The organism is Bacteroidota bacterium (assembly GCA_036522515.1).
Classification (GTDB): Bacteria; Bacteroidota; Ignavibacteria; order UBA10030; family SZUA-254; genus VBOC01.
In genome coordinates this window covers 40,794-54,180 of the sequence record DATDFQ010000054.1, presented here as the reverse complement: position 1 = coordinate 54,180, position 13,387 = coordinate 40,794, and the positions used below count along the sequence as shown (strand labels likewise).

Here is a 13,387-nt window from a genome sequence, read left to right as displayed (position 1 = left end):
ATGGCCGCAGAAGCGCAACAATCGAATGAGTTCAAGCGGCTCGCGGCGGAACGCGCGGTCGAATTTGTCGCAAGCGGCATGGTCGTCGGACTGGGCCACGGCACGACGTCGGCGTTCGCCATCGCGCGTCTGGGCGAGCTCCTCCGGACGGGGAGCTTAAGCCGCATCACGGGGATCCCCTGCTCGAAACAAACGGAGGCCGGGGCCCGGCAGGCCGGTATTCCGGTCGGGACGCTCGACGACCACCCCTCCATCGACATCGTGATCGACGGCGCCGACGAAGTGGATCCGAAGCTGAACATGATCAAAGGCGGAGGCGGCGCCCTTCTCCGGGAGAAGGTCGTCGCCGAGGCGAGCAAGCGGCGGGTCTATATCGTCGATGAAACGAAACTTGTACCGGCTCTCGGCACCCTCCGGGCGGTCCCCGTAGAGGCGATCCCTTACGCGTCAAAATCTCTCTTCCCTTACCTCCAATCTCTCAAGACTCAGCCGGGCTTGCGCATGGCGAACGACGGCTCCCTCTTCCTGACCGATCAGGGAAACGTGATCATCGATTGCAAGACAGGCCCGCTTTCCCAGCCCGAGGATCTTGCGGCCGCCCTCCGCTCCCGCGCCGGAATCGTCGAGCACGGATTGTTCCTTCACCTCGCCACAGACGTGATCGTGGCGGGACCGAAGGGCATCAGGCACCTGAAGCCATGAGCACTTCCATCGTCATCTTCGGCGCGTCCGGAGACCTCACTTCACGAAAACTCATCCCGTCGCTGTATGGCAATTTCCGGAAGAAACGGTTGCCGGAGAAGACGACCATCACCGGTTTTTCCCGCACCCAATGGTCTGATGACGCCTTTCGCGCTGAGATGAAGGCGGCGCTGCAAAAGTTCGCTCCGGAGAGCTATGAAGAGGCTTCCTGGCGCGAATTTGCGAAGAGCATTTTCTATTGTGCGGGCGATATTGAAGACCCGCCGGCGTTCAAAGCTCTGGCGGCGAAGATCAATCTGACGGGAGACCCCTCCCAGAATTGCCTCTTTTATCTCGCGACGGCGCCGCGCTTCTTCCCCATCGCGATCGCTGCCCTCGGCAACGCGGGCCTGTTGCGGGAGACGGACGGGTCGGGGAGCCGTAGGATCATCGTTGAAAAGCCGTTCGGCCGCGACCTCGAGTCCGCTCTCGAGTTGAACAGGCAGCTTCACGCCGTCGCCCGGGAGAAGCAGATCTACCGGATCGACCATTACCTCGGAAAAGAGACCGTCCAGAACCTCCTCGTCTTCCGGTTCGGCAACGCTGTGTTCGAGCCGATCTGGAACAGGAATTACGTCGATCATGTCCAGATCACCGTGGCCGAGACCGTCGGCGTGGAGCACCGTGCGGCATACTATGACACTGCCGGCGTCCTCCGGGACATGTTCCAGAATCATCTGATGCAACTGCTCACGCTCGTCGGAATGGAGCCCCCCGCCATCGTCGAGGCCGATGCGCTGCGCGACGAGAAGGTAAAAGTCCTGCGGGCGATCAGGGAAATCTCCGAAGAATCGATCGCGCGCTATTCGGTGAGAGGACAGTACGAAGGATACACGTCCGAGGAAGGAGTGAACCCCTCCTCCACGACGCCGACTTTCGCCGTGCTCCAGCTCTTCATCGATAATTGGCGATGGCAGGGCGTTCCGTTCTACCTCCGGTCCGGCAAGATGCTGAAGGATAAACTGTCCGAGATCGTGATCAAGTTCCGCCGGCCTCCGCTTCAGATGTTCGACGTCCAATCGGGAATCACAGAGCTCTCGACGAACCATTTGAGCATTTGCATACAACCCGACGAAGGGTTTCACTTCCGGTTCCTCACAAAGGTGCCGGACGGCGGGATGGAAACCCGGCAGGCCGATATGAATTTTCACTTCCGGGAATCGTTCGGGGGACCGGCGATCCCCGAGGCCTACGAGCGCCTGCTGCTCGACGCCCTGAACGGCGACGCGTCGTTGTTCGCACGGAAAGACGAGATCGAGCTCGCATGGAAGATCACCGACTGCGTCCAGGCGGGCTGGGACACCTCGTATGCCCCTCCCCTCTCTATATATAAGCGCGGGTCGTGGGGTCCCGCGAGCTCGGACGATATGCTCTGGAGGGACGGCCGGTGGTGGACACAGCACTGCTCGTCGCATTCAGAGGCGCACCCGGCGGGGCCTTCGTAGGAGCCCGGGGATGGCGGTTTCTCCCATACTCCGGATCTTGAGCGGCCCTGCAGAACTGGCCGGGGCAGCGTGCGGGCGGATCGAAGAAATCATCGATCACTCGCTCGGCGAGAGGGGGGTCTGCTCGGTGGCGCTCTCCGGCGGAGAAACACCACGGGCGGTTTACCGCCTCCTTGCGGCAGACAAATACAAGGTGTCGATCAATTGGACGCGCGTCCACGTTTTTTTTGGCGACGAGCGGCTGGTCCCGCCCGACGATCCGGAAAGCAATTTTGGAATGGCGCAGAGCGCAATGCTCTCCCGCCTCCCCATCCCCCCCGGAAACATCAACCGCGTTCGGGGAGAGCTGCCCGCGGGCCAGGCGGTGGAAGAATATCGGCGGCGCGTGAAGGAGTTCTTCGGAGACGGACCGGTCCTGTTTGATCTTGTGCTGCTCGGCCTGGGGAAGGACGGGCACACCGCATCGCTTTTCCCCGGCTCGGACGCTCTCTCGGAATCGGAGGCGAGCGTTACAGCCGTTCTCGCCCCGGGTGTGAAAACCCAGCGCGCAACTCTGACACTGCCCGTCATCAATAACGCCCGGCACATCCTGTTCCTTGTTACGGGCCGGAGCAAAGCGACGATCGTCAGGGACGTCCTGGCGGCGGAACATCCCGCCCCCGCATTGCCCGCAACGATGGTACGTCCCGTCAACGGGGATGTTGAGTGGGTGATAGACTCCGATGCGGCGTCGCAGCTCACGGAGGATGTGCGAAGTCTCTTCAGATCACCAGAGCAGAGGACCGGCGGATGAAAAACGATTTTGGCATGCTCGGATTGGGCGTGATGGGGCAGAACTTTGCGCTCAACCTGGAGCGGAACGGTTTTTCGGTGTCGGTCTATGAGCGGGTTGCCGACGTGACCAGGACATATATGCAGGGTATGGCGGCGGGAAAGCGGATTACGCCCACCTACGCTGTGAAGGAATTTGTGGAATCTCTCTCCCTCCCGAGGCGCATTATGATGCTGGTGAAGGCGGGAGAGCCCGTCGACATCACCATCCAGCAACTCCTTCCGTTCCTCGAACAGGGCGATATTCTCATTGACGGCGGCAACTCCTTCTATCGCGACACCGAACGGCGGGCGAAGGACCTTGAGGCGAAGGGGCTCAATTATATCGGCATGGGAGTTTCCGGCGGGGAGGAGGGGGCGCTGCACGGACCGAGCCTGATGCCGGGGGGAACGCAGCGGGCGTATGCCACCCTCGAGCCGATCCTAAAGAAAGTCGCAGCCAGAGCGGTGGAGGACGGCGACCCGTGCGTCACGTACATCGGCCGTGGAGGGGCCGGGCATTACGTCAAGATGGTGCATAACGGGATTGAATACGGCGACATGCAGCTGATCGCCGAATCGTACGACCTTCTGAACCGGGCCCTGGGACTCAAGGCGAAGGAGTTCAGCCAACTTTTTTCCGAATGGAATCAGGGCAAGCTCGCCTCCTTCCTCATCGAATCGACAGCCCACGTTTTTCAGGTGATCGACCCCGACACCGGTACACCCCTCGTCGATATGATCCTCGACAAGGCGGGCCAAAAGGGTACGGGAAAATGGACGCTTCAGGATGCGGCCGACCTCGGCGCGGCGGTCCCGACCATCGCAGCGGCGGTCGACGCGAGAATTCTCTCCGGCCAGAAAGAGGAACGGGTCCGGGCCGCGGGCGTTCTGAAGGGCCCCTCTCCCGTCCGGAAAGCCAACGGGCAACGGAAACTGGTCGATGCGGTGCGCGACGCGCTGTACGCCTCGAAGATCTGTTCCTATGCGCAGGGGCTCTCCTTACTTCGTGCGGCTTCGCGGGAATACGGGTACGATCTCAATCTCTCCGCGATCGCAAGAATCTGGCGGGCAGGTTGCATCATCAGGGCGACCCTTCTCAACGACATCATGAACGCGTTCGCGGCCGATCCTGCGCTTCCAAATCTTCTTCTCGACGCTAAATTCGGGGGCGCGGTAGCAGAGGCACAGGACGGATGGCGATCCGCATTAATGACTGCGATCGAGCTCGGAGTCCCGATGCCTGCGATGAGCGCTTCGCTCGCGTACTACGATTCGTACCGGAGCGAACGGCTCCCGGCGAATCTCATCCAGGCCCAGCGCGACTTCTTCGGAGCCCACACGTTTGAGAGGATCGATAAGCCCGGTTCCTTCCACGCCGCATGGATCGTGAAGTGAGAAGGCGAGGATCGGTCAACAGGTTTCTGACGTTGTTTCTGCTGCTCCTGAGCGGTTCTTGTGTGCTGAAAGCGCAGACGGCGCCGGGCGGGATCGTCATCACCGTCACAGAGGGAGGGCCGGGCCGGGGAGGTTCGTCGAAGAACTATCTCAACGGATACCGGAAGAACGTCAGCGGCCAGACCATCACCTACCACTCTTCCCATCCCGATGCGGAGCTTGCCCTGATCGTGCGGGCGAACGCCGAGGTAGGATCGGCGTCGTGGGAAACGGATACGCTGGTCGATTCCGATCAGGATGATTTCTATAATTTCGTTTGGCTCGCAGGGTTGGACCGCGCAGGCTGGGGAGAGAACAAGATCGAGCATAAATTCAAGCTCTCGATCAACGGAGAACCCTGGTTCGCGTTCCGGAATTTCAAGGACTCGACCGCCCCGCACTGGCATGTCGCCGGAAAGTCCGGCTCGGAGCTCTCCTTCGAATCGCGGATGACCGACAAGTTCGGCGACCTCTTCGGGTACATGTTCCTCAGAATTCCCAAAAACCTCTTTCCCGCCGGCTCGCCGATCACCCTTCAGGTAAGCAGCGAGGATGACGCAAACCTCGAATGGTACATGGCATTCCAGTACCGGTTCAACTTCACCCCGAGGCTTCGGGTCGAACCCGCGCTGATGCGGACCGGAAACCGGACGACGCAATTCATCCGGCTAAGCCTCGATAACCTCGACGCCGGCAGGGGACTCGAGATCGACGCCCCCGGCGAAGAGCCCATCAAGAAACCGCTGAACGTCGGCGCCAACATTTTCGTGATTCCGGTACCTCCCGTCGCGGCGGAGACGACCGTTTCGGTCCGTTTCACAATCGGCGGCAGGCTGGTGGAGCAGGCAAAGGTACCCGTCCACCCGGTGATCAAGCGGGACATCTATCTGCTCTCCTACTCCCACAACGATATCGGTTACACCGACCTCCAGCCCGCTGTCGAACGCAAACAGTGGAATAATATAGAGGAGGGGCTGCGGCTGATCCGGCAAACACGCGATTATCCCTCCGGCGCCCGCTACAAATGGAACCTTGAGGGGCTCTTCCCGGTAGAAGGTTATATGCGGCAGGCATCGGAACAGAAACGCGAGGAGTTCCTCGCTGCCGTACGCGGCGGGAGCATAGGATTGAACGCTCTCTACGCGAACATGCTCACGGGGTTGGCCAACAGCGTCGAGATGAGCCACTTCACAGCGTACGCGCGCCGGTTCTCGAAAGAGTATGGCATCCCGATCACCACCGCATTGGAGTCGGATGTTCCGGGATTCAGCTGGGGGATGGTCTCCGCGCTTGCGCAGAGCGGGGTGAAATATTTCGCGAGCGCGCCGAACCCGTTCGACCGGATCGGCCATACGCTCGAGGCGTGGGGCGACAAGCCTTTTTACTGGACCTCGCAATCGGGTGAAGAGAGGATCCTCTTCTGGGTCGCCGGCGCGAGCTATGCGAGCTTCCATGAGGGGCAACTCACGAATCTCGGGGACGAGAAGATCCTGAAGCTCATGCGCAAGCTCGATGAAACCGGCTACCCCTACGATATCGTTCAGCTTCCCTACACGCTCGGGGACAACGGGCCTCCCGATTCACTCCTTCCGGCGTTCGTCAAGGCGTGGAACGAGCGATACGCCTCACCGAGGCTGATTATTTCAACTCATGAGGAGATGTTCAAGGAATTTGAACGGCGGCACGGATCGGGCCTTGCAGTTGTGCGCGGAGACTTCACGCCTTACTGGGAAGACGGCGCCGCATCGACGGCCTATGAGACTGCTCTGAGCCGACATGCCGTCGACCGACTGATCCAGGGAGAAGCGATGTGGTCGATGCTCGCCCCCGAAGGGTATCCCTCCCGCGAGTACGATTCGGCCTGGAGGGACGTGGTGCTCTATGACGAGCATACATGGGGAGCCTCGAACAGCATTTCCGAGCCGGACGATTCGGGCGTGACGGGCCAATGGAGGATCAAACAGCGCTTTGCGCTCGACGCGGACAGCCTTTCCCGGAGCCTCACCGACGGACTGATCAACGTGACCGGCGGAGCCGTGAGTCCGGAGCGGAAAAGCAATCCCCGTCAGAATTCGATCGACGTCTATAATACAAGCTCGAGGGCGCGAACTGATCTGGTGATACTCAAGCCCGGTGAAAGCAGCGGCGGGAACCTGGTGCTCGACGAACAGGGGCGGCATCTTCCCTCCCAGCGGCTTTCGACCGGCGAGCTCGCCCTCCTCGCGAGATACATTCCTCCGATGTCGGGTAAGCGGTTCATTGTGAAAAGAGGGAGGGAATCGGGCCGCGGAACGGTAAAGATCTCCGCGGATTCATTGAGTAACGAGCTGCTTTCTCTTCGCGTCAATCCAAAAACGGGAGCCATTGTCTCCCTCCGCTGGAAGAAATCAGGCCCGGAATTCGTCGATCTGAGCAAGGGAAACGGATTGAACGAGTATCTCTACGTCGCGGGGACAAACCCGGATAGCGCCCGGCGCCTCAGCAACGTCCGTGTCAGGGTGAAAGAGTCCGGCCCGCTCCTCGGATCCTACCTTGTGGAAGCGGACGCCCCCGGATGCGCGAGTTATGAGGCGGAGATCCGCCTCGTTTCCGGGAGTTCGCGGATCGAGATCATCGATAGGATCGACAAGCGGGCTGTCCGGGAGAAGGAAGGAGTCCACATCGCATTCCCCTTCAACTTCCCCGGCGCGCGCATCCGGTATGACGTCGCCAATGCGTTCGTGGAGCCTGAGGAGAATCAATTGCGTGGGTCGTGCAAGAATTTTTTCTCCGTTCAGGGATGCGCCGACATCTCCGGCGGTGAATACGGGCTCACCTGGGTGACGCCGGATGCTCCCCTGGTCGAACTCGGATCGATCACGGCGGAATCGCCGTGGCTCAGGACGATCAAGCCAGCGCCGCGCATCTATTCCTATGTCATGAACAATTACTGGCACACCAACTACAAGGCGGATCAATCGGGCCCGGTAGAGTTTCGCTATTTCATCTACCTGCACGGCGGGTTCAAACCCGCCGCCGCTGCCCGGGCCGTGGTGGAATGCAGGGAACCGCTGATCGCGGTCACCGCCCCGTCTTCAAAACGGCCCCCGGGGTCGCTCTTCCGGATCGAGCCAGCAGAAATTCTATCCCTCTCGGTAAAGCCGATCGAGGAGGGGCATGCGTGGCTCCTCTACCTTTACAATCCCTCGGACGAAAAACAAACCGCCTCCGTCCATTGGAACCCCTCGGTACCGGTCACGGTCCAGGCCAGCGACATTTCGGGGAAGACCCTGTCGGAAACCAATACCAATATCGAATTGCCGGCGCACGGGACGTCCTACGTGCGTGTCGAGAGGAAATAATCACGATGAAGAATTCCGGCAATGTCTCACTTTGTCATCCTGAGCGAAGCGAAGGATCTCACAGCTCGTCGTGTGGAGATCCTTCGCTCCACTCCGTTCCGCTCAGGATGACATTACTAGTGGAAGTGAGACGCTTCCAGAGTTTCTCCCTCCTTGCCGGTTTGGTGTTGATCGCGCTCATTGCCTTTCCGGCGATGGTGCACGGCGAAAACCTTACGATCATACCAAAACCTCTCTCCATCCGCCAGTCTGAAGGACATTTCACGATCAGCGAAAAGACCGTCATAGTCGTCCATCCGGGTTTGCCAGACTGGCGCATGGTTGCGAACTCGGTGCGCGAGAAGCTGCGCCGGGCGACCGGCCTTGAGCTCCCGGTCATGGCGGATGAAGAAGACCTTGCGAGCTGCATAGTGATAAACGGCAACACGGGCAAGAAGGAGCTGGGCGAGGAAGCTTACGAGCTTTCGGTCAGGGTTGACCGGGTGATGATTACCGCGCAGACCGCTCATGGCGCCTACTACGGGACTCAATCCTTGTATCAACTTCTGCCGCCCGAAGTCGAGCACCCGGCAGCCTCGACGGGCATTCCGTGGAAAATACCATGCGTGGAAATCTTGGATAAGCCCCGCTTTCCGTGGCGCGGCATGCATCTCGATGTCGGCCGGCATTTCTTCCCTCCGGCATTCGTGAAGAGATACCTCGATGTGATGGCCGCCTACAAGCTGAACACCTTCCACTGGCATCTTACCGAGGACCAGGGATGGCGGATCGAGATCAAGAAATATCCCCGGCTCACCGGGATAGGGTCACAGCGCAGGGAGACGATGGGCGATTGCGCTCCCTACGGGGGATATTACACTCAGGACGAGGTCCGGGAGGTTGTCGAATACGCCCGGCAGCGCTTCATTAGTGTCGTTCCCGAAATCGAGATGCCGGGCCACGCTCAGGCGGCGCTGGCTTCCTATCCCGAGTTTTCCTGCTCCGGCGGGCCGGTGACTGTCGCCACCGAATGGGGAGTGTTCAACGACGTCTATTGTGCGGGCCGGGAAGGGACGTTCGAATTCTTGAAGAACATCCTTGAGGAAGTCACGCAGCTGTTTCCGGGGCCGTTCGTGCACATCGGCGGGGACGAATGCCCGAAGCTCCGCTGGAGAAACTGCGTCCAGTGTCAAAAACGCATCAAGACCGAGGGCCTGAAGGACGAGAGCGAGCTTCAGAGTTATTTTATCAAGCGAGTCGAGAAAATCCTGAGCGCGAAAGGCAAGCGTCTCATCGGCTGGGATGAAATCCTTGAGGGGGGCCTCGCTCCGGGGGCCGCCGTCATGTCGTGGCGCGGGACCTCGGGAGGACGGGATGCGGCAAAAGCCGGCCATGATGTGGTCATGTCGCCCGGATCCAATTGTTATTTCGACCACTACCAGGGGAAGTTCGGAGAACCCGTGGCGATCGGAGGATACCTCCCGATCGACACGGTCTATTCCTACGAACCGGTTCCCGCCGATCTCACCGCCGAAGAGGCGAAACATATCCTGGGGGCGCAGGGGAACATGTGGACGGAATGGATGCCGGACTCGCGGCAGGTCGAGTATATGCTTCTCCCAAGGATGCTCGCTCTCAGCGAGGTCGTCTGGAGCCGGGAGCAGGACCGGGACTATCACGACTTCGCGCTCCGGCTGGAAGGGCACTACGACCGCCTCGCGGCGATGGGAATGAATTTCAGGGTTCCTCCCCCCTCCGGGGCCGGAGGGAGAAGCGTCATTTTTCATGACACGCTCGTCACCCTCTCATCGCCGGTTTCACAGGGAAAAGTGTACTATGCGCTGGGTGAGAACGATACGCTCCCTTCAAGCGTCTATTCACGTCCGATCATGGTCCGGGACGATGAAGTCCTGCGGTCGCAGACCGTCCTTGCAAACGGGCGGAAAAGCAATATTGTCACGACAGAGTTTGTCCGCGCCGATTCCAAAATCAACGGCCTGGATTATTCGTACTATGAGGGAGGGTGGGATAGCCTTCCCGATTTCAAGACCCTGACCCCCGTAAGATCGGGCCGGATGTACGATATCGGACTCGCAGAAATTCCGCACAGGGAGGATCAGTTCGGGGTGCGGATCTCGGGCTTCATCACGCCCGGGGAAGAGGGCGACTACCGGTTCTCCCTCGCTTCCGACGATGGAAGCAAGTTGTTCATCGACGGACGGGAGATTCTGAACAACGACGGGATGCATGCCGTGAAGGAGGTGAGCGCTCCAGTCAGGCTCGCGAAGGGGAAGCATGCGCTGCTGATCCTTTACTTCGAGCGGTGGGGAGACCAGTCGCTCAGCCTGTCGATCGAGGGCCCTCACTCCGGCAGGCGCCGTGTTCCGCCGCGGATTCTTTCACATTGAAAACCCAGAAACCAGGGCTTCATCTCAATCCACCATGAGTATTAAACGCCGGGATTTTATCAGGACTGCAGGCGGGATCGCGCTTGCGACGGTCGCTCAATCACTGCCCGCATGGTCCCTTCAGGGTCCGGCCGCATCAGACGCGCCCATCCGTGTCGCCGTCTTCTATGAGCCAACCTTTCCGTCCGGCGGGATCACTCTCGACCAGCCCTCGCTTCAGGAATCGTTGAAGGGGTTGAGCGCGGAATTTCTCGGTGCCGACGCTCTCGAGAAACGCCTCCGGAAATCCGACTTCGATCTTTTTATCAATCCGTACGGCTCCTGTTTCCCGAAACCGGCATTCCATGCGATCTCCCGGTTTCTGATCGAAGGAGGCAACTGGGTGAACATCGGGGGGATCCCATTCTCCATTCCCGTCGACAGGATCGACGGCGCCTGGAAGCAGCAGGCGGCCCAGACCGCATATCACAGGCAGCTCGGGATCACACAGGCGTTCGCAGTGAAGGGTTCGGGCGTCGCATCATACCAGCCAAATCCCGATCTTGAATGGTCGCGCTCGCTGACCGGTGAATTCAGCGCGGATGAAATTTACGAATTGTACGTCCGGTTCACATCGATCAAGGATTTCCCCTCGGAAGACGGCAGCGCGGGTCCCAGAGATGCGGTTCTGACGCCCATCATTCATGGAGTCGACAAAGACCATCGGCCGGTCGTGTCGCCGATCGTCGAGATCGAACGCTTTCAGGGTGAGTACGCCGGGGGTTGCTGGGTGTTCGCGGCGTTCAAAGGCACAGCAACAAGAAAAGCAATACGCACGCTTGTCGACCGGGCGGCACGGGGGTCGATGCAATTGAGAGTTCAACCCTCCTTCGCTTCCTACTTTCCGGGCGAGCTTCCCTCGTTCACCGTTCAGTTTCGCCGGGCGGAAGGAAAAGTGGAGAAGCTGATCGACGGTGATTGCCGCCTCGACATTCTCGACGAGCACGGCCGTTCAATGAAGCGGCTCAATGTCGCGCTGCAGGGAATCGGCACGATCGCCGGGGGATACTCCGGGGGGAACGGGCTTGAACATTTGAAACCCGGACTCTATCAGGTCCTCGCCTCGTTGCGAATTCATACGGAGCCTGCCTCTGTGGTCCAGTACCGGACCGGATTCTGGGTCTTCGACGAGTCGCTCCTCAAGGGGGGAAAGCCCCTGACCGCGGGAACGAGGTATCTTCTCCGTGGCGGTGAGCCCTTCCCTGTTACTGGCACGACATACATGGGCTCCGATGTCCACCGGAAGTTCCTGTTCGAGCCGAACCCCTCTCTCTGGAATAAGGATTTCACGGGAATGAAGGCGGCCGGCATCAATATGGTCCGGACCGGGATCTGGACCGGCTGGACGCACTACATGATGGACGTTGGCGCTCCGGCCGAAGGCCCTCTCCGCGCTCTGGATGCCTTCGTTCTGACTGCGCGCAAGTTCGACATCCCGGTCATTTTTACGCTCTTCGCATTCCTGCCGGAATCGTGGGGAGGCGCTAACCCTTATCTCGACCCGAGGTCGCTCAACGCGCAGAAGGAATTTGTCACCGCCATCGCCCGGCGCTACCGCGACGCGAGGGAAATCGTCTGGGACCTGATCAACGAGCCTTCATTTTGTAACCCTCAGTATCTCTGGCAGTGCAGGCCCAACTATGACCGGTATGAGGCTGAGGCCTGGCAAACATGGCTGAAAGAGCGGTACGCCGCTCCCTCCGACGAAGCGAGAGACGCCTTGATTCAGGAAGCGTACAGGACGACAACGGATGAGGCTCCCGCGCTTCCGGCAAAGGAGGATTTTGACGATGTTAATCTGTTCGGCGCGAGGCATCCGGTGAAGGTGATAGACTACAGGCTCTTCGCCCAGGATATGTTCGCGCGCTGGGTCCATGAAATGACCGGGGCGATTCGGAAGGCCCAGGGAACCGGAGATGGAGGCGAGCCCCGCCAGCTCATCACGGTCGGTCAGGACGAAGGCGGGACGTATGAGGCTCCCGGGAACCAGTTCTTCGGTGAGGCCGTCGACTTCACCTGCGTCCACAACTGGTGGTCGAACGACGACCTGTTGTGGGACCAGGTCGTCACGACGACCCCCGACCGGCCGAACCTGGTGGAGGAGACCGGAGTGATGTTCTATGAGAAAATGGACTCCAGCCCGTGGCGCAACGAGGAAGAGGTGCGAAATCTCCTCGAACGAAAAATGGCGATCGCGATCGGATCGGGGAGCGCCGGTTTCATCCAGTGGCTCTGGAATACCAATCCGTACATGACGCTGGACAACGAGTCGGGGATCGGTTTTCACCGCGTCGACGGTACGATGAAGCCCGAGCTTGCGCCGGTGATCGCGCTCTCGAGATTCGTCGCCGCGCACCGCTCGCTGATGCGCGGGCGGGTCGATGAAGCTGCCGTCATGATCATCCCTCATTCTCAAATGTTCTCGACCCGCAATTTCGCGACCGATGCTACGCGCCGTTGCGTGCGTGTCATGAGCTACGATCTGAACATGCCGGTCTCGGCCATCTCGGAATATCGTGCAGGAACGTTGAAAGCTGCTCCGAAACTCCTGATCATGCCTTCACCGCGAACGATCAATCAACATTGTTGGGACGCTCTGTTGAAGCTGGTCGATCAGGGCTCAACTCTGTTGATTACCGGGGTGATCGATACGGACGATCATTGGCTTCCCGCTCAACGGACTGCCGCGTTGAATCTCTCAGCGTCGGTCAAACCGATCGCCGAAGAGGAGTTTTTCACACTCGAAGGGACCGAGCATCGGTTGAGCTATCGGGGCGAAAAAATGCAACGGATCGAGAAGGCGGTCGACATGAGCGACCGCGAAACCGGTCTCGCCCCGATCCCGCATGGCGCCGGGAAGATTATCTGGTGTCCCCATCCGGTTGAACTCTCCGATTCTGTCGAGCCCACGGCGGCCCTCTATGGATATGCCGCGCGGCAGGCGGGGATATCCCCCCCGTTCAAGATCGAACCGAAGAAATCAGGCGTCCTTGTCCTCACGTCATTGTACGAAGATGCTGTGCTTTATACGCTCGTCTCAGAATCCGACAGAGACACACGGCTCCATCTGACGCACCTGGAAACCGGCACAGCTCTGAATGTAACCGTCCCCGCGCAGCGAACCGGGATGGTCCTTGTCGATCGCACGCAGGGCGAAATCCTGGGGCAACTATGAATTCGGCGAATA

At 59.8% G+C, this 13,387-nt stretch carries 7 protein-coding genes; all 7 read left to right on the top strand.

The window, feature by feature from the left end:
• The 7 genes from rpiA (at window position 1) to VI215_10145 (ending at window position 13,375) form a co-directional block, all read left to right on the top strand.
• Window positions 1-702 (top strand): ribose-5-phosphate isomerase RpiA, encoded by a 702-nt coding sequence (gene rpiA / locus VI215_10175; protein ID HEY6192674.1) that lies wholly within the window; start codon window positions 1-3, stop codon window positions 700-702.
• Window positions 699-2,186 (top strand): glucose-6-phosphate dehydrogenase, encoded by a 1,488-nt coding sequence (gene zwf / locus VI215_10170; GenBank protein ID HEY6192673.1) that lies wholly within the window; start codon window positions 699-701, stop codon window positions 2,184-2,186. Before rpiA ends, zwf begins: the two co-directional genes overlap by 4 nt.
• A gap of 10 nt (window positions 2,187-2,196) precedes the next feature.
• Window positions 2,197-2,979: a 6-phosphogluconolactonase gene (gene pgl / locus VI215_10165; protein HEY6192672.1), complete on the top strand. Its 783-nt coding sequence runs from the start codon at window positions 2,197-2,199 to the stop codon at window positions 2,977-2,979.
• Window positions 2,976-4,394, top strand: a complete 1,419-nt coding sequence (gene gndA, locus VI215_10160) for an NADP-dependent phosphogluconate dehydrogenase (protein ID HEY6192671.1) — start codon at window positions 2,976-2,978, stop codon at window positions 4,392-4,394. Before pgl ends, gndA begins: the two co-directional genes overlap by 4 nt.
• A complete protein-coding gene (locus tag VI215_10155) occupies window positions 4,391-7,774 on the top strand; it encodes a hypothetical protein (protein ID HEY6192670.1) in 3,384 nt (1,127 codons plus the stop codon). The genes gndA and VI215_10155 overlap by 4 nt, the downstream gene beginning before the upstream one ends.
• A gap of 119 nt (window positions 7,775-7,893) precedes the next feature.
• Window positions 7,894-10,161, top strand: a complete 2,268-nt coding sequence (locus VI215_10150) for a family 20 glycosylhydrolase (protein HEY6192669.1) — start codon at window positions 7,894-7,896, stop codon at window positions 10,159-10,161.
• 34 nt (window positions 10,162-10,195) lie between these two features.
• The gene (locus VI215_10145; GenBank protein HEY6192668.1) at window positions 10,196-13,375 is read left to right on the top strand and encodes a cellulase family glycosylhydrolase; all 3,180 of its coding nucleotides are present in this window, start codon (window positions 10,196-10,198) and stop codon (window positions 13,373-13,375) included.
• The last annotated feature ends 12 nt before the right edge of the window (window positions 13,376-13,387 follow it).